This is a genomic window from Nocardiopsis sp. B62, assembly GCF_018070675.1.
In the GTDB taxonomy this organism is placed as follows: domain Bacteria; phylum Actinomycetota; class Actinomycetes; order Streptosporangiales; family Streptosporangiaceae; genus Nocardiopsis; species Nocardiopsis prasina.
Genome location: NZ_JAGPXK010000025.1, coordinates 62,977 through 86,043 on the forward strand (window position 1 = coordinate 62,977; position 23,067 = coordinate 86,043).

Annotated in this window: 20 protein-coding genes and 1 riboswitch; of the genes, 14 read left to right on the forward strand and 6 right to left on the reverse strand. The window is 73.7% G+C overall.

What is annotated here, in order from left to right; translation table 11 throughout:
• Positions 1 to 12: 12 nt before the first annotated feature.
• Entirely contained in the window at positions 13 to 1,020 is a 1,008-nt protein-coding gene (locus KBX21_RS21660) for a DUF5914 domain-containing protein (protein WP_210843324.1), read from the forward strand.
• Here the strand turns inward: KBX21_RS21660 and KBX21_RS21665 are convergent.
• Entirely contained in the window at positions 984 to 2,558 is a 1,575-nt protein-coding gene (locus tag KBX21_RS21665; RefSeq protein WP_210843326.1) for an FAD-dependent oxidoreductase, read from the reverse strand. The two genes, KBX21_RS21660 and KBX21_RS21665, sit on opposite strands and share 37 nt — an antisense overlap.
• A complete protein-coding gene (locus KBX21_RS21670; RefSeq protein WP_210843328.1) occupies positions 2,555 to 3,289 on the reverse strand; it encodes a class I SAM-dependent methyltransferase in 735 nt (244 codons plus the stop codon). Before KBX21_RS21670 ends, KBX21_RS21665 begins: the two co-directional genes overlap by 4 nt.
• A 64-nt stretch (positions 3,290 to 3,353) precedes the next feature.
• Between KBX21_RS21670 and KBX21_RS21675 the strand changes: the two genes are divergently transcribed.
• Positions 3,354 to 4,604 (forward strand): lycopene cyclase family protein, encoded by a 1,251-nt coding sequence (locus KBX21_RS21675; protein ID WP_210843330.1) that lies wholly within the window; start codon positions 3,354 to 3,356, stop codon positions 4,602 to 4,604.
• On the opposite strand, the gene KBX21_RS21680 is transcribed toward KBX21_RS21675, so the two are convergent.
• Positions 4,594 to 5,529 carry a MerR family transcriptional regulator gene (locus KBX21_RS21680; RefSeq protein ID WP_210843332.1) on the reverse strand — a complete coding sequence of 312 codons (936 nt, stop codon included), beginning with the start codon at positions 5,527 to 5,529 and terminating at the stop codon, positions 4,594 to 4,596. The two genes, KBX21_RS21675 and KBX21_RS21680, sit on opposite strands and share 11 nt — an antisense overlap.
• 93 nt (positions 5,530 to 5,622) lie before the next feature.
• Here KBX21_RS21680 and KBX21_RS21685 point away from each other — a divergent pair, with 93 nt between their 5' ends.
• The 3 genes from KBX21_RS21685 (at position 5,623) to KBX21_RS21695 (ending at position 9,983) form a co-directional block, all read left to right on the forward strand.
• Complete coding sequence (locus KBX21_RS21685; RefSeq protein ID WP_049573490.1) at positions 5,623 to 6,231, forward strand: DUF4383 domain-containing protein; 609 nt, start codon at positions 5,623 to 5,625, stop codon at positions 6,229 to 6,231.
• Positions 6,228 to 7,715 carry an SDR family oxidoreductase gene (locus KBX21_RS21690; protein ID WP_210843334.1) on the forward strand — a complete coding sequence of 496 codons (1,488 nt, stop codon included), beginning with the start codon at positions 6,228 to 6,230 and terminating at the stop codon, positions 7,713 to 7,715. Before KBX21_RS21685 ends, KBX21_RS21690 begins: the two co-directional genes overlap by 4 nt.
• Before the next feature lie 141 nt (positions 7,716 to 7,856).
• Complete coding sequence (locus KBX21_RS21695; protein ID WP_210843336.1) at positions 7,857 to 9,983, forward strand: MMPL family transporter; 2,127 nt, start codon at positions 7,857 to 7,859, stop codon at positions 9,981 to 9,983.
• Here KBX21_RS21695 and KBX21_RS21700 read toward each other — a convergent pair.
• A complete protein-coding gene (locus KBX21_RS21700; RefSeq protein ID WP_210843338.1) occupies positions 9,980 to 10,765 on the reverse strand; it encodes an aminotransferase class IV in 786 nt (261 codons plus the stop codon). The genes KBX21_RS21695 and KBX21_RS21700 overlap by 4 nt on opposite strands.
• A gap of 67 nt (positions 10,766 to 10,832) precedes the next feature.
• Complete coding sequence (locus KBX21_RS21705; RefSeq protein ID WP_049573476.1) at positions 10,833 to 11,555, reverse strand: GntR family transcriptional regulator; 723 nt, start codon at positions 11,553 to 11,555, stop codon at positions 10,833 to 10,835.
• Between the two features lie 183 nt (positions 11,556 to 11,738).
• Between KBX21_RS21705 and KBX21_RS21710 the strand changes: the two genes are divergently transcribed.
• From KBX21_RS21710 to KBX21_RS21730, 5 genes are all read left to right on the forward strand, one after another.
• Positions 11,739 to 12,992, forward strand: coding sequence for an NRAMP family divalent metal transporter (locus KBX21_RS21710; protein WP_049573474.1), 1,254 nt, complete (start codon positions 11,739 to 11,741; stop codon positions 12,990 to 12,992).
• Between the two features lie 127 nt (positions 12,993 to 13,119).
• Positions 13,120 to 13,893 carry a LamB/YcsF family protein gene (locus KBX21_RS21715; protein WP_210843340.1) on the forward strand — a complete coding sequence of 258 codons (774 nt, stop codon included), beginning with the start codon at positions 13,120 to 13,122 and terminating at the stop codon, positions 13,891 to 13,893.
• Positions 13,894 to 13,921: 28 nt separating this feature from the next.
• On the forward strand, positions 13,922 to 14,533 hold the full coding sequence (locus KBX21_RS21720) for an allophanate hydrolase subunit 1 (protein WP_049573470.1): 612 nt from the start codon (positions 13,922 to 13,924) through the stop codon (positions 14,531 to 14,533).
• Between the two features lie 146 nt (positions 14,534 to 14,679).
• Positions 14,680 to 15,501, forward strand: a complete 822-nt coding sequence (locus KBX21_RS21725; RefSeq protein WP_247666138.1) for a biotin-dependent carboxyltransferase family protein — start codon at positions 14,680 to 14,682, stop codon at positions 15,499 to 15,501.
• Between the two features lie 35 nt (positions 15,502 to 15,536).
• Positions 15,537 to 16,352: a putative hydro-lyase gene (locus tag KBX21_RS21730; RefSeq protein WP_049573469.1), complete on the forward strand. Its 816-nt coding sequence runs from the start codon at positions 15,537 to 15,539 to the stop codon at positions 16,350 to 16,352.
• A 215-nt stretch (positions 16,353 to 16,567) separates the two neighbouring features.
• On the opposite strand, the gene KBX21_RS21735 is transcribed toward KBX21_RS21730, so the two are convergent.
• Positions 16,568 to 17,197 carry a hypothetical protein gene (locus KBX21_RS21735; RefSeq protein WP_049573468.1) on the reverse strand — a complete coding sequence of 210 codons (630 nt, stop codon included), beginning with the start codon at positions 17,195 to 17,197 and terminating at the stop codon, positions 16,568 to 16,570.
• Positions 17,198 to 17,380: 183 nt separating this feature from the next.
• Positions 17,381 to 17,456, forward strand: a riboswitch (cobalamin riboswitch).
• A 115-nt stretch (positions 17,457 to 17,571) separates the two neighbouring features.
• Here KBX21_RS21735 and KBX21_RS21740 point away from each other — a divergent pair.
• From KBX21_RS21740 to KBX21_RS21755, 4 genes are read left to right on the forward strand one after another with little or no spacing between them, the layout of a single operon-like run.
• On the forward strand, positions 17,572 to 19,077 hold the full coding sequence (locus KBX21_RS21740) for a prenyltransferase/squalene oxidase repeat-containing protein (RefSeq protein ID WP_210843351.1): 1,506 nt from the start codon (positions 17,572 to 17,574) through the stop codon (positions 19,075 to 19,077).
• Entirely contained in the window at positions 19,074 to 20,189 is a 1,116-nt protein-coding gene (locus KBX21_RS21745; protein ID WP_210843353.1) for an ABC transporter substrate-binding protein, read from the forward strand. The genes KBX21_RS21740 and KBX21_RS21745 overlap by 4 nt, the downstream gene beginning before the upstream one ends.
• A complete protein-coding gene (locus tag KBX21_RS21750; RefSeq protein ID WP_307869247.1) occupies positions 20,186 to 21,397 on the forward strand; it encodes a CbiQ family ECF transporter T component in 1,212 nt (403 codons plus the stop codon). The genes KBX21_RS21745 and KBX21_RS21750 overlap by 4 nt, the downstream gene beginning before the upstream one ends.
• Positions 21,394 to 23,052: an ABC transporter ATP-binding protein gene (locus KBX21_RS21755; RefSeq protein ID WP_210843360.1), complete on the forward strand. Its 1,659-nt coding sequence runs from the start codon at positions 21,394 to 21,396 to the stop codon at positions 23,050 to 23,052. Before KBX21_RS21750 ends, KBX21_RS21755 begins: the two co-directional genes overlap by 4 nt.
• Positions 23,053 to 23,067: the final 15 nt, after the last annotated feature.

Genomic DNA, 23,067 nt, shown 5'->3' on the forward strand with positions numbered 1-23,067 from the left:
GAGGAGGCCCCCATGACACTGCCCGACCCCGAGCCGCGCCGTCTGCCGCTGCGGCGCATGCCCAGGAGCACCTGGGCGCGACAGGAACCGACCTGGCGCGAGGCCTCGCCCTCCGTCATCGGTGCCGCCCTCAAGCGGGCCCTCGCCCGTCCCTCCGGGAACTGGTTCGTGCTGGCCGCCAGCTCGGAGGTACGGACGGACCGGCCGTTCGGACGGGTGGTGTCCGGAACCGAACTCGTCGCCTGGCGCACCCCGGACGGGACCGCGCACGCGGGCCCGGGCGCCTGTCCCCATCTGGGGGCGCCGCTGTGTCGGGGGGCGGTGGCGCAGGGGCGCCTGGTGTGCCGCTGGCACGGGCTCTCGCTGGAGTCCGGGGGGATGCCCGGGTGGAGCCCGTACCCGGTGCACGACGACGGCGTGCTCGTGTGGGTCCGCCTGGACGAGTGCGGAGGAGAGGAGCCGACGGAGGCCCCCGTGGTCCCGGAGCGCCCGAGGGCGGACGCGAGCATCGTGGCGGTGGCGAGCCTGGCGGGACGTTGCGAGCCCGAGGACGTGGTGGCCAACCGGCTCGACCCCTGGCACGGTTCGTGGTTCCACCCCTACTCGTTCGTCGGACTGAGGGTGAGCGAGGTCCCGCAGGGGCCGGACCCCGACCCGGACCGGCTGGTCGCGGACGTCGGGTTCCGGGTGGCGGGCAGGTGGGGCGTGCCGGTCCGAGCCGAGTTCACCTGCCCGGAACCACGCACCGTCGTCATGCGCATCATCGAGGGGGAGGGGACGGGCAGCGTGGTGGAGACCCACGCCACCCCGCTCGGCACCGACCGCGACGGGGTGCCGCGCACCGCCGTGATCGAGGCGACGGTGGCGGCCTCCGGGCGCACCGGCTTCGCCCTGGCCCGGCGCGTGGCGGGCGCGGTGCGGCCCGCGATGCGGCTGGTGGCGCGCCGTCTGTGGAAGGACGACCTCGCCTACGCCGAGCGCCGTTACCTGCTGCGGACCTCCGGTCGCTGGCCGGGCTGACGGGCGGCCCGGGCCAGGCCGCGCAGGACCGCGTCGCGCCCCCGCCGGGGCACGGTCCACAGCGTGTGCCCCGGCAGTCCCCAGCGCGACAGCAACGCGTTGGCGGCGCTCAGCCCGGTGGTGGCGGCTCCCTCCATGAGCGCGACCGGCAGGTCGACGCGGACGTGGTCACCCGCCACCACCAGGGTGGGGTCGGGGGTGGTCACCGCGCATCGGTCCCGGTACCCCCCGGGCGGGAAGAGCGCGCAGTCCGCGCGCAGTTCGTGTCGCGAGTCCACCTCGCGCGCCGCCGCAAGCTCCGGGTAGACCGCCGTCGCCTGCTCCCACAGCGACTTCCGCTCCGCGGCGGGATCGTGGTCCTCGGACAGCGCGTAGGCGTGGAGCTCCACCACGGAGCCCCCGGTGCGCGCGGCCCACTCCCGTGCCTGGTCCTCGTAGCGGTCCAGGACACTCACGTTGTCCAGCGTCGGATACCCGGCGGTGCCCAGGAAGGCCTGGCGGTGCGGCCGGACCGGGCGGTCCAGCCAGTAGCGGGAGACCAGGAACGGTGGCGCGGACCCGATCCCCGCGACCCGTTCGCGCCAGGCGGCCGTCCCGAGCCCGGGGGACGCGGCCACGAGGGCGCGCAGCCCGCGTGGATCGGCGGCCAGGACCACCGCGTCGAACTCCTCCCGGTCGCCCTCCCCGTCCTCGCGCCAGGTGACCGCGTGGGGCAGGTGCTCCCCGGGAGCGATCCGCTCCACCTCGACCCCCGTCCGGAACCGCACCCCGACCCGGCGCAGGTGGCCCTCCAGGGGGTTCCACAGGGCCTGGGGGAAGGGCGAGCGCGGCACGTCGAACACCAGGCCCTCGGAGGACCCGAGGAAGTAGACGTGGAACATGACCGCCATCTCGGCGGCGGAGAGCCGCTCGGGCTCGGCGAAGAAGCTCCGGCTGAAGACCTCGAAGGCCAGGTGGCGGGCGGATCGCGGGAAGCGGGTCACCTCCAGCAGCTCCCGTGCGCTGCGGTGTCCCAGGCGTTCGTGCACCCCGGGGACGTCCGCGTCCAGGAGCTGGAGTACCGCCGGGACGTTCACGCCAGCCAGTTCCGAGACGGGGAAGCTCCGACTCGTCGCGGCGAGCGCGAACGCGTTCCACGGCGGGGTGGTGGGAAGGTTCGAGAAGCGGTCACGGGACCCGGAGCGGTGCACCAGCGGGTAGTCGGACACCGGCACGAGGGAGTCCAGGCCGGGGTCCGCGCGCCGGAGCAGCCCGCGCAGGTTGTAGTACTGGCGGAAGAAGGCGTGGAACCCCCGGCTCATGGTGGCCGTGCTGCCGTCGGCGAGGGTGGTGTCCCACCCGCGAAGGCGTCCGCCGAGCCCGTCCTCGCGCTCGAACACCACCGCCCCCACTCCGCGCTCGGCCAGCCCGCACGCGGCGGCCAGCCCGGCGATGCCCCCGCCCACCACCGCGACACGGGGAGCGCTCCGCGGGCGCGGCCCACGCGGCTCTGGCGCGCGGATCCGCTCGGCCCGGGGGTCGTTGACGTCGGGGTTCACGGCCTTGCCCCCACGAAGGTGTGCGTGATCCCGTACCGCCAGCCCGGCATGGGCGCGCTGGCCACCGACCCCAGTCCCGCCGCCCGCATGCGGTCCAGCAGGGTGGCGCGACCGTCGAAGTCCAGGACGCTGCGCCACAGGTACCGGAACAGGTCGTCCCGACCGGCCAGGGCCCGGCCCGTCGGGATCACCACGCCCCAGCACACCGCGTTCCACACCGCGCGGGCGGCGACGGAGTCCGCCACGGAGTACTCGTGCAGTGCCACCCGTCCGCCCGGGCGCAGCAGCTCGCGCACACGCGCCAGGAAGGCGTCCGGGTCGGGCACGTTGCGCACCAGGTAGGCGGCGAACACCGCGTCGGCCGGTCCGCCGAGCACCTCCTCGGCCCACTCCGGGGTGAGGTCCTGGGCGCGCGCCAGATGGAAGCTGACGCCGCTCGGCCAGTTCTTGGCCGCGGCCTCGCGCAGCATGCCCTCGGACGAGTCCACACCGACGATCCTGGCCCTTGGGTACTCGCGGGCCAGAGCGGCGGTGGAGGCACCCGTGCCGCAGCCGAGGTCCACCAGCACCCGGTCCGCGCCCAGGCCCGGGAGGAACAGCCGCCGCGCCGACGAGCGCAGGTCGTGGTGGTATCCGGGGCTGGAGGCGACCAGCCGGTCGTAGGCGGGCGCGGCGTGGTCGAACTCCTCGGTCACGGCGGCGGTCTTCATTCCCTCGGTCGAGGTGGTCATCGGTCCTCCGGACTGGTCGGGGTGGTCGAGGGACTTCGACCGCCGCAAGGGCCATGCTGGGGGGATGGCCGACTACGACGTGGTGATCATCGGAGCGGGGGCCGCAGGGCTCACCCTGGCTCATCGGATCGGGCAAATCAACGATCGGCGCGACCCGCCACTGAGGACGGCGGTCCTGGAGCCGCCCTCCGGCCCGCACACCCCGCCCCCTCGGACCTGGTGCTACTGGGAGTCGGGGCCGGGTCGATGGGACCACCTGCTCGCCGCCTCGTGGGCGGACCTGTCGGTCATCGGCCCGGACGGGGGGGAACACCGCTCCCCGGCGGGGCCCTACGTCTACAAGATGCTGCGCTCCACCGACCTGGACGCGCACGTGCGCGCGTCGGCGGGCGACGGGGTCGAGTTCCGGCCGCTGCGCGTGAACGACACGGAGGACGGTCCCGAGCACGCCACCGTCCGGGCGCTCGCCCCCGGAGGGGAACCGGTCGACCTCACCGCCCGCTGGGTCTTCGACTCACGCCCGCCCGGCCCGCCCAGGGGAGGGCGCACCCGCCTCCTCCAGCACTTCCGCGGATGGTTCGTCCGCCTGCCGGAGGACGCCCTGGACCCCTCCGCCGCCGTGCTCATGGATCTGCGCCCGCCCCAGCCACGGCACGGCGTGGCCTTCGGCTACGTGCTTCCGCTCTCGAGCAGGGAGGCGCTGGTCGAGTACACCGAGTTCGGCCGCGCCGCGCTCACCACCGCCGAGTACGAGCGGGCCCTCACGGACTACTGCGAGATGAGTGGGCTCCACGGGTTCGAGGTCACCGCGTCCGAGCAGGGCGCCATCCCCATGACCGACGCGCGACTGCCCACCAGGGTCGGTCGGCGGCTGTTCCGTGTCGGTGCGGCCGGGGGCGCCACGCGTCCCTCGACCGGCTACACCTTCAGCGGCACGGCCCGCCAGACCGCCGCGATCGCGCGTGCCCTGGAACTGCGCCGCGTCCCGGTGCCCCCGGTCCCGCACCACCCCAGGCATTTGGCCATGGACGCGGTCATGCTGAGGGCCCTGGACAGCGGCCGGGTGTCCGGAGCGGACTTCTTCATCCGGCTCTTCGCCGCCAACCGGCTCGGCGACGTGCTCGCCTTCCTGGACGGGGACTCACTTCCGGCGCGCGAGTTCGCGATGGGGCTGACCACCCCGGTCGGGGCGATGTCCCTGAGCACCGCCGACCACCTCTGGCACACGCTGCGCTCGGTGGTCCCCGACCCGTCGCGATGGAACCCGGTCCGGTGGGGGAATCCGGCCCGGCGGGCCCGGGGGGTCAGCCGCTGAGCATCCGCACGCCCTCCGCCAGGGAACCCAGGTGCCCGTCCGCGAAGCGCAGGGCGTCCCCGGCGTCGCGCCATCCGGGACCGGCCGTGTAGAGGGCGGTGCGTTCGGGGGCGCGGACCGTCGCGCGCGCCGTGGCCATCAGTGTCTCCGCGTCGTGTTCGCCGCTCGTGTGGCACCACAGGACCACCGCGCGCGGACCGATCCGCGCGACCGTGCGGACGGTGGCGTCGGTCGGGGTACAGGGTCCCAGGACACGGTGGGCCAGCCCCGCCTCGCGCAGGGACGCGGCCAGCGCCTCCACCGGGAGGCTGTGCATCTCGTGGGGGACGCAGGCCAGGACGACGGGGCGCACGTGCGGGCCGGGGGCCGAGGGTGGCGCGGGCACCCGGCGCAGCACCGAGGACACGCTCCACGAGAGCAGGTGCTCCACCTCCACGTAGCGCTGGGTGTCCTCCCACCGCCGGCCCATGCCGTACAGCAGGGGCATCGCCAGGTCCTCCCAGGTGGCGACGGTCCCGTTGCGTTCCACGGCGGCCTGGAGCAGGTGTTCGACCAGGTCGGAGTCCATGCGCATGGCGGCGCGGGCCACGCCCTGGAGTGTCGGGGTGTGCTCTTGCTCGCGCGCGGGTACGGCCACCGTAGACAGGGAAACGGGGCCGCCCGGGGAGGCGGCACGCGGCTCCGGGACGGTCGCGGTGCGGGTCGCGGAGTCGATCCGGCGCGCGGCCTCGGCGGAGGGGACGCCCTCGCCGACCAGGCGGCACAGTTCGCGCAGCCGGGCGATGTCGGCGGGTGAGTACCGTCGGTGCCCGCCCGGGCTTCGCTCACGCGGACCGATGCCGTAGCGCCGGTCCCAGCTGCGCAGGGTGGTCGGCGCGACCCCGAGGAGCCGGGCCGCGGCGCCCGGGCTGAGTGCGTCGGTCATGGCACCCCAACACGTTGCGAAAGCGGTGCGACTTGTGACGCAGGCCGCTGACCTCTGACTCTAGAGCCTGAGAGCACCGAAAGGGGCGACGACATGGATCTGGACACCACGCGCCGGGCGGACCGGCGGTTGGATCACGTCTATCGGTTCGGGGCCGGGCTCACCGGACTGGTCCTGGTGGGCTTCGGCAGCGCGGGCATGACGATCAGACTTCCGCTGTTCGACACGCAGGGCGAGGTGGTCGCCGGGTTGTCCACGAACGGCGCGCTCAGCTTCCTGTCCATCGCGTTCGGCTCGCTGCTGGTGGGCGCGGCGATCCTGGGCGGCAAGTTCGCGTCGACGGTGTGCGTCACTGTCGGCGGGGCCTTCCTGGTCAGTGGCCTCGTGAACCTGGTCCTGATGAGCACCGACTTCAACATCCTGGCCTTCAGCGTCCCCAACGTGATCTTCAGTTACGTGGTGGGTCTGGTCCTGATCACCTTCGGCATGTACGGCCGGTTCACCGGGAACCTCCCGGCGGACAACCCGTTCCGGCGGTACCGGCACCGCGGCGAGGGGGCGGACGAGGGCGGAGCGGACGCCGAGCGCGCGAGCGCGGAGGGCGCGGCCGGTGCCTCGGCCGACGAACGCACCGACCACGGCGTGCCCGGGCCGCGATCCGCGCGTGAGCGCGAGGACAGCCCCGAGGAGCGTCGCGGATGAGCGCGCCCTCAGGGCGGCTGGCCCTGGTGACCGGAGCCAGCGGCTACATCGGCGGACGGCTCGTCCCGCAACTCCTGGCCGCCGGGTACCGGGTCCGCTGCCTGGCCCGCACTCCCGAGAAGCTGCGCGACCAACCGTGGCGCGACCGGGTGGAGGTGGTCCGGGGCGACGTGGTCTCGGGTGAGGGGCTGGCCGAGGCGTTGTCCGGCGCGGACGTGGCGTACTACCTCGTGCACTCCATGAGCGGTGGCAAGGACTTCGTGCGGACCGACGCCGAGGGGGCTCGGCGCTTCGCGGAGGCGGCCGGGCAGGCGGGGACGGGGCGGATCGTCTACCTCGGGGGCCTGGCCCCGGAGGGCACGGAGCTGTCGGAGCACATGGCCTCCAGGGAGGAGGTCGGGCGGATCCTCCTGGAGGCGTCGGTGCCCGCGGTGGTGCTGCGGGCCGCCGTCATCCTGGGGTCGGGGTCGGCGTCCTTCGAGATGCTCCGCCACCTGACGGAACGGCTCCCGGCGATGACCACGCCCCGGTGGGTGCGCAGCCGGGTGCAGCCGATCGCCGTGCGGGACGTGCTCCGCCTGCTGGTGCGCGCGGACGAGCTCCCCGAGGGGACCAACCGCACCTTCGACATCGGCGGGCCGGAGGTCCTCAGCTACGCCGAGATGATCCAACGGTTCGCCACCGTGGCGGGGCTGGCCAAACGGCTGATCGTCCCGGTTCCCGTGCTGTCCCCGGGACTGTCGAGTCTGTGGGTCGGCCTCATCACACCGGTGCCGCCCTCGGTGGCCCGGCCGCTGGTGGAGTCGTTGCGGCACGACGCGGTGATGGCGGAGAACGACCTGGCGCGCGAGCTGCCGGACGAGCGGCGGCTCGGGTTCGACGAGGCGGTGCGCCTGGCGCTGCGGCGGATCGACGAGGACCGCGTGGACACGCGTTGGTCCTCCGCGGCCTGGCCCAGCGCTCCCTCCGACCCGTTGCCCAGCGACCCCGACTGGACCGGGGGCAGCCTGTACACCGACCGGCGGGCCCGGTACGTGGACGGCTCCCCGGAGAGCCTGTGGCGGGTGATCGAGGGCATCGGGGGCGATCGCGGCTGGTACTCGTGGCCGCTGGCCTGGGCGGCCAGGGGATGGATCGACCTCGCCGTGGGCGGAGTGGGACCCCGGCGCGGGCGACGCGACCCCGAACGCCTGCGGGTGGGGGACTCCCTGGACTTCTGGCGGGTGGAGGAGATCATCCCGGGCGAACTGCTGCGGCTGCGCGCGGAGATGCGCCTGCCCGGCCCCGCCTGGCTGGAACTGCGTGTGGCGCGTCTGGAGGGGCGCACGGTCTACTGCCAGCGCGCCCTGTTCCATCCGAGGGGGCTGGCTGGCCACCTGTACTGGAAGGCGGTCACGCCCTTCCACGGAATCGTCTTCGGCTCGATGGCGAGCAACATCGCGGCCCGCGCGGAGGAGGACGCCGAGGTGACGGCCGGGACCTGAGCCCCGATGGAGGAGCACCGCCGGGGTGCGCTACGTTGTGGGAAGAATTAGCTAGAAATCCGAGAGACTCGGTTTCCGAGTCATTTGGACACAGTTGGGGCCGCGCGTCCACTGGACGCGGGCCCGGAAGGACTTCCCACGTTGCCGACACGACACGAACCCCCGGCCAGACGATCCCGTTGGTGGGTCGGCGCCGCACTACTGGTCAGCCTGGTGTGGCTGCTCGGAGCGGGCCCGCTCGGCGCCTTCCTCGGCAAACTCGGCGAGGTGCAGACCAACGACCCCGGCGCCTTCCTGCCGGTCGGGGCCGAGTCGACCGAGGCCGGTGAGCTGGCCGAGGAGTTCGACCGCGGCGACACCGTCCCGGCGATCGTGGTCCTGTCCGCCGACCAGGAGCTCACCGAGACCCAGCTCACCGACGTGGGCACACTCGGGGAGCGGATCGGGGAGCAGTCGTGGGTCTCCGGTGAGGTCGTCGGTCCCGTGCCCGGCACCGAGGACCCCTCCGTAGCCCAGCTGATCGTGCCGATCGCCTCGGAGAACGACACCGGTGACTCCGTGACCGAACTCCGGGAACTCCTGGCCGACCACTCCCCGGACGGGGTCCAGGCGCAGGTCACCGGGCCCGCGGGCTACGCGGCGGACCTTGTGGCGGCCTTCGGCGGCATCGACTCCACCCTGCTCATCGTGGCTGTCGTCGCGGTCCTGGTCATCCTCGTGGCGGTCTACCGGTCACCCCTGCTGCCGGCCCTGGTGATCCTCGCCTCGCTCCTGGCCCTCGGGCTGTCCGGCGCGCTGGTCTACGCGGCGGCCGACGCCGGGCTGGTCAGCCTCAACGGCCAGAGCCAGGGCATCCTGTTCATCCTCGTCGTGGGCGCCTGCACCGACTACGCGCTGCTGCTGGTCGCCCGCTACCGAGAGGAGCTGGCCGCCCGGGAACGGGTGCCCGACGCGGTGCTCGCCGCGGTCCGGGGGGTCACCGGACCGGTCCTGGCCTCCGGCGGAACCGTGATCCTCGGGGTGCTCTGCCTGCTCGCCGCAGACCTCGCCTCCACACGCAGCCTGGGCCCGGTGGTCGCCCTCGGAGTGGCCGCCGCGATGCTCGCCGCCATGACCTTCCTCCCCGCCGCCCTCGCGCTGTGCGGGCGCGCCGCCTTCTGGCCCAGCGCCCCGCACCGCGTCCGCGAGGAGTCCGGGAACACCACCGACGAGGTCCTGCGCCAGCACCCGCTCTGGGGGCGGATCGCCGCCACGGTCTCCCGCCGCCCGCGCGCCTACTGGCTGGGCACCGCCGCCCTGCTGCTCGCGGCCGCCGTGTTCGCGCCGCAGTTCAGCGCCCAGGGCACCGGCCAGGCGGAGGTCTTCCGCACCGAGGTCGAGGCCGTGGACGGACAGGAGACCCTGACCCGGGGGTTCGGCTCCGACTCCAGCGCGGCGCCCGCCCTCGTGGTCGCCCAGGAGAGCCGCCTGGACGAGGTGGTCGCCGCGTCCGAGCGGGTTCCCCAGGTGGAGGGGGCGGTGCCGGTCACCGAACCCGGTCCGCCCGGTGCGGAGGGCGAACCTCTCGTGGAGGACGGCCGGGTCCTGGTCGAGGTGGTGCTGTCCGCCGATCCGGAGTCCCCGGAGGCGGTGGAGGCCGTTCGCGACCTGCGCGCCGAACTGGACGCGGTCGAGGGGGCCGACGCGCTGGTGGGCGGAGTGAGCGCCACCGACCTCGACACCCTGGAGACCGCGCAGCGGGACTTCGTGGTGGTCGTCCCACTGGTGACGCTGGTGGTCTTCCTGGTGCTGATCCCGCTGCTGCGGTCGCTGGTGGCGCCGCTGCTCCTGATGGCCGCCAACGTGCTCTCCTTCGCCGCCGCCCTGGGCGTCGGCACCCTGGTGTTCGACCACGTCCTCGGGCTGCCGGGCGCCGATCCGGTGGTGCCGCTGTTCGCCTTCGTCTTCCTGGTGGCGCTGGGGATCGACTACAGCATCTTCCTGATGTCCCGCGCCCGTGAGGAGACCCTCGTGCACGGGCACCGGGAGGGGGTCCTGCGGGCGCTCACAGTGACCGGCGGGGTGATCACCTCGGCCGGGGTGGTGCTGGCGGCCACCTTCGCCGCGCTGGCCGTGATCCCGCTGCTGTTCCTGTTGCAGCTGGCCTTCCTGGTCGCCTTCGGCGTGCTGGTGGACGCCCTGCTGGTGCGGACGCTGCTCGTGCCCGCCCTCTCCCTGGACGTGGGCCCGCGCCTGTGGTGGCCGGGCCGCGCGGCCCGGCCCCGCTAGAGCGGGTCGCCGGGCAGCTCCTGGTAGGCCCGGGCGATCCTCAGCGAGAGCCCGGGCCGGGGCAGGTCGACCCCGTCGATCGAGGCCACCGGACGCACCCCGGTGGCTGCGTTGGTGACGAAGGCCCCCCGCATCCTGGTGGCCGCGACGGCGGCCAGGGGACGGGTGGAGACAGGGACCCCGAGTGACCCGGCGACCCGGTCGACCAGGCGCGCCGTCACCCCCTCCAGGCAGGGCGCCTGGGGCCAGACCAGCCCTTCGCCGTCCAGGAAACCGATGTTCCAGGTGGGGCCTTCGGAGACGCGGCCGTCCACCCCCATGAAGAGGGCGTCGTCCAGTCCGTCCAGCTGGGCGGCGCGCCGCTGCCGGATCACCCCGAACAGCCCGGTGCCCTTGATGTCGGGGGCGTCCCGGGTGAACTGACGTGTGCCGAGGTGGACCGGCGGCGGGACCGACACCGGCGCGGGGCGCGTGGAGACCAGGATCTGGGGCATGGTCCGAGCCGCGGGGCGGCCCAGGTCGATCTCCGGGTCGTGCACGGTCACCCGCACCACGCACGGAGAGGGATGGGCGCGGGCCGCGCGGCGGGCGAGTTCACGTACGCGTGGGACGTCGAGCTCGGCGTCGAAGAGGGCCGCACAGTCCCGGGTGAGCCGTTGCATGTGCAGGTCGAGTCCGCGCACCCGCAGGTCGGTGACGAGCATGGTCGTGAAGTGCCCGTAGCCGTACAGGGCGAGGCCTGAGAGTTCTCCCGCGCTGACGGGGCGTCCGTTCAGTTCCATTACGGGGCCCATTCTGGCACTTCGGGACCTCTGGCAGGGGTGGTTCCCGCAGCTCCGCGCGCCGCCCTCAGACCTTCGGGTTCGGGCTCCGGGATCCCGTCTCCATCGCGGTGAACGCGGTCACCAACTGCTCCTCGGAGGTGTCCAGGTAAGCGCCGAGTTCGGTGGCGGCGGTGTCGGCGTTCCCGTCGGCCAGCGCCAGGTGGATGCGCCGGTTCCACTTGAGGTAGGGGTCGTGGAACTCACGGGGCGCGGCCATCACGTGGAAGACCAGGCGGGTCTCGGCCAGGACCTGGCGCATGAACTCGTTCACCCGGGCACTGCTCGCCAGGGCCGCGAGCGCCTCGTGGAAGCGCATGTTCGCGCTGCCCATCCGCCACCAGTCCTCCCGGGCCCGGGCCCACTCGCCCTCGTCGACGGCGGAGCCCACGGCGCGTACCAGGTCAGCGGGGGCGTGGGCCGCTCCGCGCACGGCGGGAAGTTCCAGGGACCGCCGCGCATTGAACAGATCGCGGACGTCCTCGCTGGTGGGGCGGCTGACGAACACCCCGCGGTGCATGTGGTGCACGAGCAGGCGTTCGTGGCTCAGGAGCCGGAAGGCCTCGCGCAGGGTGTTGCGGGAGACCTCGTACTTGCGGCTGAGCTTCTCCTCGGACAGGCGCACGCCGGGGGCCAGTTCGCCGTCGATGACGAAGGTGCGGAGCAGGTCGGCGACGCGTTCCGCCTGACTGGTCGGCCGGGCCAGGGCGGGTGCGGGCAACCGGTCGATGTGGTCCTCTGTCGCCGTCACGTGAGCCCTCCGCCTGTCTCGTGCGCCCACACCGGAGACGGGGTGGTCCCACCAATGTTACGTACCGGGGGTTCGCGATTTTACTTATCCGTGCCTTACTTGAGGTGCAGGATTGCAGTATTGTTCAACAATCCAACAATGAGGTTGGCGTCACAACCCTCCCGGACACCTGGAGAGTCAGCCATGGGCGAAACGCCCCCCGCACCGCAGCAGAAGGTGCGTCCGAGGCTTGGCAGAGTCACTCTGAGCAGCGGTCTCCTCGGAGCCATGTTCCTGATGGCCACCAGCGCCATCGGACCCGGGTTCATCACCCAGACCACGACCTTCACGGCCCAGCTCGGCGCCGCGTTCGCCTTCGCGATCCTCGTGTCGATCCTGGTCGACATCGCCGTGCAGCTGAACATCTGGCGCGTCATCGGCGTCTCCAACATGCGCGCCCAGGATCTGGCCAACAAGGTCCTGCCGGGGGCCGGTTACCTGCTCGCCGTCCTCATCGTCTTCGGCGGCCTGATCTTCAACGTCGGCAACATCGCCGGTACCGGTCTGGGCCTCGACGCCATGATCGGGCTCGACCCGCGCGTGGGCGCCGCGATCTCCGCTCTCGTCGCCATCGTCATCCTGGCCGTCAAGCGGCTCGGCGTGGCCCTGGACCGCATCCTCGTGGTCCTCGGCGTCATGATGATCGCCCTCACCGCGTACGTGGCCCTCGTGTCCAGCCCGCCCGTGGGCGACGCCCTGCGCCAGTCGGTCCTGCCCGAGGCGGCCAGCAGCGACCTCTTCCTCGCCACCATCACCATCATCGGCGGCACCGTGGGTGGCTACATCACCTACGCCGGTGCCCACCGGCTCATCGAGAACGGCATGGGCGGCCGCGAGAACATTGCCGCCATCACCCAGACCTCCGTCACCGGCATCATCGTCACCGGTCTCATGCGGGTCCTCCTCTTCCTCGCGATCCTGGGCGTGGTCGCCGGAGGCGTCGCTATCATGGACGCGCCCAACCCCTCCGCTGAGGCCTTCTACCAGGCCGCCGGAGAGGTCGGCATGCGACTGTTCGGCATGATCATGTGGGCGGCCGCCGTCAGCTCCGTGATCGGCGCCTCCTACACCTCCATCTCCTTCGTCACCACGTTCTCGCCGTGGCTGGAGCGGCACAAGGGCAAGCTGGTCACCGGCTTCATCGGCATCTCCCTGGCGATCTACCTGGTCTCCGGGCAGGCGCCGGGCACCCTGCTGGTCATGGCGGGCGCCCTCAACGGCGTCATCCTGCCGGTCGGCCTCGGCCTCCTCCTGTGGGTGGCCGCCCGTCACTCGAAGACCCTGCTCAACGGTTACCGCTACCCGCGCTGGCTGCTGGTCATCGGCGTCGCCGCCTGGCTTCTCACCGTCTACATGGCGGTCAACGCCCTGGGCGGGATCGCCGCGCTCTGGCAGTAGCAGACAGCGTTCCGGAGCGGCGGCCACCGCTCCGGGGCCCGGAACACCGCCCCTCGGGCACAGTGGTGGGGGCGCCCCCCCCGCGGGTGGCGTCGCCACCAAGGGGTACGAGAACTAGGAGGAGCACGTGCGCATCGACCTCAACTCCGACCTCGGCGAGAGCTTCGGCCGCTGGGAACTCGGGGACGACCAGGCGCTGCTGTCCATCGTGACCAGCGCCAACGTGGCCTGCGGATTCCACGCCGGTGACCCTTCGGTCCTTCGGCGCACCACGGCCGAGGCCGCCGCGCGCGGGGTGGCCGTCGGCGGACACGTGGCCTACCGGGACCTGGCCGGGTTCGGGCGCCGCTTCGTGGACGTCCCGCCCGCCGAACTCACCGACGAGGTGCTGTACCAGCTCGGTGCGCTGTCGGCCTTCACCGCGCTGACCGGCGAGCGTGTCCGCTACGTCAAGCCGCACGGCGCCTTGTACAACGCGATCGTCCACCACGAGGAGCAGGCCGCGGCGGTCGTCGAGGCCGTCCGCGCCTTCGACCCGGACCTGCCGGTGCTCGGCCTGCCCGGGTCGAGCTTCCTCGAACAGGCCGACAGAGCGGGGCTGCCCACCTACCGCGAGGCCTTCGCCGACCGCGCGTACACGCCGGACGGCACCCTGGTCTCACGCCGCGAGCCCGGGGCCGTCCTGCACGACCCCGAGGCCATCGCCGCCCGCTGTCTGCGCATCGCCAGGGGCGAACCCATCGAGGCGGTGGACGGTACCGAGATCCTCGTGCGGGCCGACTCCCTGTGCGTGCACGGCGACAGCCCCGGAGCGGTGGACATCGCCCGCGCCGTGGCCGAGCTGCTGCGTTCAGAGGGCGTGAGCATCGCGCCCTTCGCCGGTTCCGCCCAGTCCGACTGACCGAGCCCGTCCCGATTTGGAGTCGTCCGTGCGCGTCCTGAAGTGCGCAGACACCGGGGTCCTGGTGGAGGTCGCCGACCTCTCGCAGGTGATCGCCCTCGGCGCAGCCCTGGAAGCGGAACCGTTGCCCGGCGTCGCCGACGTCGTCCCGGCCGCCCGTACCGTCCTGCTGCGGCTGGAACCCGGCACCGACCCGGCGCACGTCGCCGAGGCCGTCACCGGGCTGCCCCTGACCGCCGGAGTGAGCCGTGGGGTGGGGGAGACCGTCACCATCCCCGTCCACTACGACGGGGAGGACCTCGACGACATCGCCGAACTCACCGGCCTCAGCCCCCTTGAGGTGGTGCGCGCCCACACCGCCGCGACGTGGACGGTCGCGTTCTGCGGGTTCGCGCCCGGCTTCGGCTACATGGTCGGCGACGACCCGCGCCTGCACGTGCCCCGCCGGGGCGAGGCCCGCACTCGCGTCCCCAAGGGCTCCGTGGCCCTGGCGGGGGAGTTCACCGGGGTGTACCCGCGCAGCTCACCCGGTGGCTGGCAGCTGCTCGGCCGGACCGACGCCGTGGTCTGGGACCTGGACCGCGACCCGCCCGGCCTGCTGCGCCCCGGCGTCCGCGTGCGCTTCGAGGAGGTCTCGTGAAGCCGGTGACCTCTGACGAAACCGCCTCGGCGCGCGAGGCCACGGGTCAGCCCGCGCCCTCCGCCGGGGCGGGAGCCCGGGAACACACCGCCCGGACGGCGGACCGTGCGTCCGGTGCGGCCCTGGAGATCCTGGCGACCGGGCCGATGACCACCGTCCAGGACGCGGGTCGCTTCGGCCACGCCGCCCTGGGCGTCGGTCGCTCCGGCGCCGCCGACGCCGCCTCCTACGCCCTCGCCAACCGGCTCCTGGCCAACCCCGAGGGCGCGGCCGCCCTGGAGGTCACCCTCGGCGGCCTTCGGGTCCGCGCGCGCGGGGCGGTGACGGTCACGGTGACCGGCGCGCAGACCCCCGTCCGTGTGGACGGGCGCGGCGCGGCGGTCAACGAGGTCCTGCACCTGCCCGACGGGGCCGAACTCACCCTGGGCATCCCCGCTCGCGGTCTGCGGTCCTACCTGGCCGTGCGAGGGGGAGTCGCGGTGCCGCCCGTCCTCGGCTCGCGCAGCACCGACGTGCTCGCCGGGCTCGGCCCCGCCCTGCCCGGCGCCGGTGACCTGCTGCCGGTCGGCCCCGCCCCGGCCGCCCTGCCCCACCTGGACCACGCCCCGGTCCGGCCCGTCGGCGGCGACGTGGTCGACCTCCGCGTGGACCTCGGCCCGCGCGAGGACTGGTTCACCGACCACGCCGTCACTTCCCTGCTCTCCGGGGAGTACGAGGTGACCTCCCGGAGCGACAGGGTCGGCGCCCGGCTGGCCGGGCCTGTCCTGGAACGCTCCCGCGAGGGCGAACTCCCCAGCGAGGGCATGGTCGCCGGGTCGCTTCAGGTGCCCCCGGGCGGAGAACCCGTGCTGTTCCTCGCGGACCACCCCGTGACCGGCGGGTACCCGGTGATCGCGGTGGTGCGCTCCGCCGACCTGCCCAAGGCCGCCCAGGCCCGCCCCGGTACCCGGATCCGCTTCGTCCTGTGATCACCTCGCCCAGTGAAGAGAGAGGCCTGGAAACGATGAACCACGCACCCGACCGCACCGGCCCCGAGGGTCCGTCCCCGGCCGACCTCTCTCCCGCTCGGGCCCGGGCGCTGTTCCGGGGCGGACTGCGCGTGCCCACCTCCGGCTACAGCCCCGGGTACGCGCAGGCCAACCTGATCTCGCTCCCGCGTGACCTCGCGTTCGACTTCCTGCTGTTCGCCCAGCGCAACCCCAAGGCCTGCCCGGTCCTCGACGTGACCGAGCCCGGCGAGGTGTCGGCCTCGGTGTTCGACGGTGACCTTCGCACGGACCTGCCCGCCTACCGCGTGTACCGCCACGGCGAGTTCGTGGAGGAGCGCACCGACGTCACCGACCTGTGGCGGGACGACCTGGTGTCCTTCCTCATCGGGTGCAGCTTCACCTTCGAGACCCCGCTCCTGGAGGCAGGGGTGCCGGTCCGCCACATCGAGACCGGCGGCAACGTGGCCATGTACCGGACCAACCGGGAGTGCCGCCCGGCCGGTCGCTTCTCGGGACCCCTCGTGGTGTCCATGCGCCCGATCCCGGCCGGGCAGGTCGCCGACGCCGTGCGGATCACCTCGCGCTACCCGGCCGTGCACGGGGCACCCGTCCACGTGGGCGACCCCGCCGCTCTGGGGATCACCGACCTGGACCGGCCGGACTACGGTGACCCCGTGGAGGTCCGGGAGGGGGAGGTGCCGGTGTTCTGGGCCTGCGGTGTCACCCCGCAGGCGGCGGTGACGGCGTCCGCTCCCGAGTTCGCCATCGGGCACGCCCCGGGCCACATGGCGGTCACGGACGTCCGGGACACCGCCTACCAGGTGCCCTGACCGGGCCCTGACCACAAGGGGGTCCCAGGGCGCGGAGACGGTCGGTCACCAGTTGGCGCAGCCGACCGTCGCGCGTCTCCACATGCTGGTCCGCAGCGTCCGGGCACCCGGCAACCGGACGCGTGCTCGGGGTTCGCGCCGCCGGAGCGGCCGTACGGGCCGAGCCCGCGAGGAGGCGCGGCGGACCGAGGCCGCCTCGGCCCGCGTTCGCGAGGTCAGGACCTCTTCGCCCGCGTGGTGGCCTGGCGCAGTCCCAGGCTCCGCAGCTCGAGCGCGGCCAACCCGGCCACCGCCGCCCGGTCGTTCTCCTTCCAGGCTCCGGCAGGGTCGTCGTGCACCCGCATGAGTCTCGTGGCGGAGGCCGACGTCAGGGCCCGCAGCGCGAGGAGCCGGGTCCGGGCCTCCGGAGCCAGCCGGTCGAGCCGCCTCGTGTCGGTGGCCCGGCCGATCCACCGGGCCCGCATGGGCAGCCAGGTCGCGGCGATGAGGAACAGCGGGAGCACCGCCACGAGCGTCGGCAGGGTGACGGCGAGCGAGGCCACGGTCTCCTGGAAGGAGTCCCCCGCCTCGCTCAGGGTCGCACCGGTCTCGCTGAGGTTCACGAAGGGCGTGGCCAGGGCCTCCCCGGCGAGCGGGACCTGCCGGACGTTCTCGGCGGCGGTGCTCATGTGCTCGGTGAACCCCTCCCCGGTGCTGGACATTAGCTCACCGGGGCGGTTCAGGGAGAGGATGACCTCGCGCAGGGTCAGGGCGGCGTGCACCCACACGACCACCCAGACCAGGGCGAACAGGTCCGAGATCAGCTGGAGACTGGCTCGCACGGGGGTGTCGGCGTACAGCTTCAAGGGGGACTCCGGGGGGTGAGGAGGGAAGCGGCGGGGTTCTGGGGCCCACGCCTGCCCGTTACCCGTTTTCCGTCCGTGCGCACCCTGCCCGGGTGCGCCTGCACCGTAGGCGTGCGGGGGGCGCTGCTGTACGATGACGACGTTCCAGCGGATAAGGAACACATAAGTGCATAGTCGCGATCCAGGGGGAAGACCGGTGGGAATCCGGCGCTGACCTGCAACCGTGTGCGGTGGGAGACCACCGCGAGTCGGACTGCCCTGGGTCGCGAGAGCGGTCACCCACTGTCACGGTCTACAGGTGGGGCCTGCCTTCGGGGACGCCGTGTCCTCGAGGCGAGCCCCCACCCACGGGCCCGCCTCGAAGGACCCCCCACGTGTCCCGGTCCCCCCGAAGAACCCTCCCCCTCGCCCTGGCGTCCATCGGTGCCGTCGCGGTCCTGATCCCCGCCGCGCTGCCCCCCGCGGTCCTCGCCCCGGCCTCCGCCGATACCCGACACGACGCCGCGGCCGCCGACGCCGCGCTCTGGCTCTCCGGGGAGGTCGCGGACGGAGCCCTCCCGGGGCCCTTCGGCGGCAACCCCGACTGGGGTCTGACCATCGACGCCCTCATCGCCCTGGAGGCCACCGGAGCCGACCCGGCCACCGCCAGGGAGGTGAGCGCCGCCGTCGCCGCCAACGTCCGCAGTTACAACAGCTACGAGGACTGGGACCCCGATTCCGACGCGCGGATCGGCGGCGCCACCGCCAAGATCCTCTACGCCGCCGTCATCAGCGACGCCGACCCCACCGACTTCGGCGGCTTCGACATGCGCGCCGAGACCCTCGAACTCGTCGCCGGACCGGACGCGGGCGCCCACGAGGGACGCATCCGGGACCGGGGAACCAGCACCGACAACAGCAACACCTTCGGACAGTCCCTGGGCGTGCTCGGCCTGGCCCGCAGCGGAGGCGCCCCGCAGGAGACCGTCGACTTCCTCGTCCGCCAGCAGTGCGCCGCGGGCGGCTTCCGACTGTCACCGGACCAGTTCGGCACCCCCTCGGCGACCTGTGACGAGGCGCAGAACGCGGTCCTGGACCCCGACTCCACCGGCATGGCGGTCCAGGCCCTCCTCGCGGCGGCCGACGCCGGAGCCGACGGCGCCGACGAGGCCGCTTCCCGGGGCGCCGCGTGGCTGGAGGAGATCCAGCGCGAGGACGGTTCCTTCGGTGGCTCGGGGCCCACAGTCGCCTCCAACACCAACAGCACCGGGCTGGCCGCGCAGGCCCTGGCCGCCAGCGGACTCCACACCGCCGCCGACGCGGCCGCCGACTGGATCGCCGGTCACCAGCTCACCGCCGACTCCGGAGCGGCCGCCGCCGAGGCGGGCACCATCGCCTACAACCGGGACTCCTTCGACTCCGCGCTCGCCGGCGGTATCCCCGACACGCAGCGCGACCAGTGGCGCCGCGCCTCCGCGCAGGCACTCCTCGGACTGGCCCAGGTCCCGCTCGGCGGGATCAGCCACACCGATGGTCCCGGCCCCACCGACCGGCCGACCGTCAGCCCCGGCCCCACGACCGGCCCCGGCCCCACGGTCGTCCCGACCGACCCCACGGCGAACCCCAGCGTCACTCCGGGCGCGCCCGGTGACCCCGTCGTCCGGCCCACGCACCCGCGGCCCCCGGGCGCGGATGGCTCCTCGCCCCGGCCGACCGCCGAGTCCACGCCACCGTCGGCCGGGCCACCGGCCGACGGGCCGAGGGCAGGGGACACCTCCGAGAAGAAGAGCCTCCCGATCACCGGGGCCGGACTCACCGCACTGGTCGCCACGGCACTGGTGCTGGTCGTCGTCGGCGCCACCCTCCACCTCGCCACCAGGAGAAAGGCCGAGCGGGTATGACCCCCAACCCCGTCCCCACCCCGGCTCCCACCCGACCCCCCGCCCCGCGAACGGCCCGGTTCCGTCGTCTCGGCCGCGCCGTCCGCGCGGCGGCCGCGGCCCTCGTGGTCCTGGGGGCGGCCGGAGGAGCCGTGCTCGCCGAACCGGCGGCCGACGGCGTCCTCGCGATCGACCACAGCCGGGGCACCCCCGGCCACTGCCCCGACGCCGACGGCGTCACCGTGGTCATCGACTTCCAGGAACTCGGCGGCGAGACGATCGTCCGCTGCGCGCCGGGCGACCAGGAGACCGGTCACTCCGCCCTGAAGAACGCGGGCATCGAGATCACGGGGACCAACCGCTGGGGCGAGGCCTTCATCTGCCGGATCGAGGGCAAACCGGGGCCCGACACCGAGCCCTGCATCGACACCCCTCCGGCCTCCGCCTACTGGTCGTACTGGCACGCGCCCAACGACGGCACGTGGACCTACAGCCAGTGGGGGGTCATGAACCGCAAGCCGCCGCCGGGCAGTTTCGAGGGCTGGTCGTTCTCCCTGAACCGCAGCGAGGACGGCAACCCGCCGCCCCGCGTCGACCCCGTCCGCCCCGCGAACAGCGGCGGCAGCGGCGGAGGTGGCACCGGCGGTGGTGACGGGGGTGGCGGCGGTGGTTCCACCGGCACCGGCGGTGGCGGATCCAGCGGCGCGACCGGCGGAGCTGGGGGGTCGGGAGGCACCGCGGCCGGTTCCCCGAACGGTCCCGGAGAGTCCGGCGGGTCAGGCGGAGGCGACGGATCCGGGGACAGCGGAGACGACACCGAGGGTGACACGGGCGACCGGGGCGGCGAGGGTGACGGGGGGTCCGAGCGCACCGCCACCGCCCACAACAACGACGACCCAGACGCGGAACCCTCCGGGTTCGACGAGCCCGCCCCCGGCCCGGACGACCTGCCCGAGGAGGCCCCCGGCTGGGCCGACGACCCGGCCAACACCGAACTGCTCGCCAGCAACCAGCCCGCGGACGACCTGCCCTGGGGCACCGTCCTCGGCGGCGCGGCCGCACTGCTCCTGGCCGTGGTCGGGCTCGCCACCGCCTGGCAGCGCCGTCAGGCCCGCGGGGCCCACGGCACGTGACCCTGGGCGACGACCGGCCGTCCCCGGACGCCGTAAGGCTCCGGGGCGGCGACGGGCCACCGGCCCGGGCGCCGCTCCGGGGCCCGGCCCGCGTCCTGCCGCGCGCCCTCCACCCGGGGGCGTGGTGGATCTGGGCCCTGGGCCTGGCGGCCGCCGCCAGCCAGACCAGCAACCCCCTCCTGCTCGTCCTGTTCGCCTGCGCCGCCGGGTACGTCGTCGCACGGCGCCGCACGGACGCCCCCTGGGCGCTGGCCTTCCGGATGTACCTGATCGTGGGCGCGTTCATCATCGTGTCCCGCCTGGTCTTCCGGGTGGTCTTCGGCGGCGGGCAGGGGGATGTCATCCTGTTCACCCTTCCGGAGATCCCCCTCCCCGAGACGGCCGGCGGCATCAGACTGTTCGGACCCGTCGCACTCGAACAGCTGCTCAGCGGCCTGTACGACGGCGTCCGACTGGCCACCATGGTGCTGTGCGTGGGTGCCGCCAACGCCCTGGCCAACCCCAAACGCCTCCTGAAGTCGGTCCCCGGCGCGCTCTACGAGGTGGGCACGTCGGTCGTGGTCGCGATGACCGTCGCGCCCCAGCTCGTGGAGAGCGTGGGACGGGTGCGGCGGGCGCGCCGCCTGCGCGCCGGACACCAGAAGGGCTTCCGGGCGCTGCGCGGGATCGTCATCCCCGTGCTGGAGGACGCCCTCAACCGCTCCCTCGCCCTGGCCGCCGCGATGGCCTCGCACGGATACGGGCGGGTGGGGGACACCCCGCCGCGCACCCGCCTCGTCACCGGGTTCCTGGTCGTCGGCGGGCTGGTCGGCGTGTGCGTCGGACTGTACGGACTGATGGACGCCAGTACCTCGCCGCACATGGGCACGTGGGGGATGGCCGCAGGGCTGACGCTCGCCGTCGCCGGGTTCGTGCTCGGCGGCCGCAGGGTGCGGCGGACCCGGTACCGGCCGGACCGGTGGCGCCCGGCCGAGTTCCTGGTGGCCGGTTCCGGTGCGGCGGCGGCGCTGCTCGTCAACCTCACCACCCGGGTCGACGCCGCCAGCCTGTACCCCTCGCTCAACCCGCTCGCCTGGCCCGAACTCACCCTGCTGCCCGCACTGGCGGTCCTGGCGGCCGTCCTGCCCGCCTGGCTCACCCCGCCGCCCCCGACCATGCTCGGACCCGGTCCCCTCCCGGTCGACACCGAACAGGAGCACGCACGATGATCCGCTTCGACGCGGTGACCTTCCACTACACGGGTGCCGAGCACCCCGCGCTGCACGAGGTGGACCTGACGGTGGAGGAGGGTGAGCTCTGCCTGGTCACCGGGCGTACCGGGGCGGGAAAGTCAACGCTGCTCAACGCCGTGAACGGGCTGGTCCCGAGGTTCACCGGAGGCCGCCTGGCCGGTCGTGTCTCCGTGACCGGGCTGAGCACCGCGGACCGGCCGCCCCAGGAGTTCGCGCACCTGGTCGGGGTGGTGGGGCAGGACCCCCTGGCCGGGTTCGTCACGGACACGGTGGAGGAGGAACTGGCCTACGGGATGGAACAGCTGGCAGTCCCGGCCGACGTGATGCGCAAGCGGGTCGAGGAGACCCTGGACCTGCTGGGGATCGCCGAGCTCCGGCACCGGTCCATGCGCACCCTGTCCGGCGGCCAGCAGCAGCGCGTGGCGATCGGCGCCGTCCTCACCCCGCACCCGCGCGTCCTGGTCCTCGACGAACCCACCTCCGCCCTGGACCCCACGGCCGCGGAGGAGGTCCTGGCGGCGGTCATCCGGCTCGTCCACGACCTGGGCACCACGGTGCTGGTCGCCGAACACCGCATGGAACGGGTCCTCCAGTACGCGGACCGCCTCGTGCACCTGTCCGGAGACGGCCGGGTCACGCACGGGGAACCGGCCGCCATGATGGCCGGGGCCGACGTGGCCCCGCCGGTGGTCCGGCTCGGGAGACTGGCCGGGTGGGAGCCCCTCCCGCTGTCGGTGCGCGACGCCCGTCGCCGGGCCGCGCCGCTGCGCGAACGCCTCGTGGGCGCCCGCCCCGGCCCCGGCACGGAGCGCATGCCCTCGGTGCCGCCGCGACGCGGAGGCTCCGAGGTCCCCGTGGAGACCCCGGTGCTGCGGGCGCGCGGGGTGGTCGTGGCCTACGGCCGGGTGGTCGCCGTGCGCGAGGTGGACCTCGACCTGCGCCCAGGGGAGGTCACCGCGCTCATGGGCCGCAACGGTTCCGGCAAGTCGTCGCTCCTGTGGGCGCTCCAAGGCGCCGGACCGCGCCGTTCGGGCACCGTCGAGACCGGTGGTGAGGACCCCGGAGGGCTCTCCGCGAGGGAGGCACGCGAACGGGTCGGGTTGGTTCCGCAGACCGCCGCCGACCTCCTGTACCTGGACACCGTCGCCGCCGAGTGCGCCCAGAGCGACACCGAGTCCGCGGCCGGGCCCGGGACCTGCCGCGCCCTCCTCGACCGGATCGCCCCGGGTGTACCCGACGACCGCCACCCCGGGGACCTGTCCGAAGGGCAAAAGCTCGCCCTGGTCCTGGCAGTCCAGCTCACGGCCGCGCCCCGTGTGGTGCTGTTGGACGAGCCCACAAGGGGTCTGGACTACCACGCCAAGGACCGCTTCGCCCGGGTCGCCCGGGAGCTCGCGGACGAGGGGCGCTCGGTGGTGGTGGCCACCCACGACGTGGAGTTCGTGGCCAGCGCCGCCGACCGCGTGGTCGTGATGGCCCAGGGCGAGGTGGTCGCGGACGGACCCACCGCGGACGTGGTCGTGGCCTCCCCGACCTTCGCGCCGCAGGTGGCCAAGGTGCTCAGCCCCCAGCCGTGGCTGACCGTCGAACAGGTCCGGGCGGCACTCGAACCCAGGGAGAGCATCGCGTGAACACCCCACCCGTAC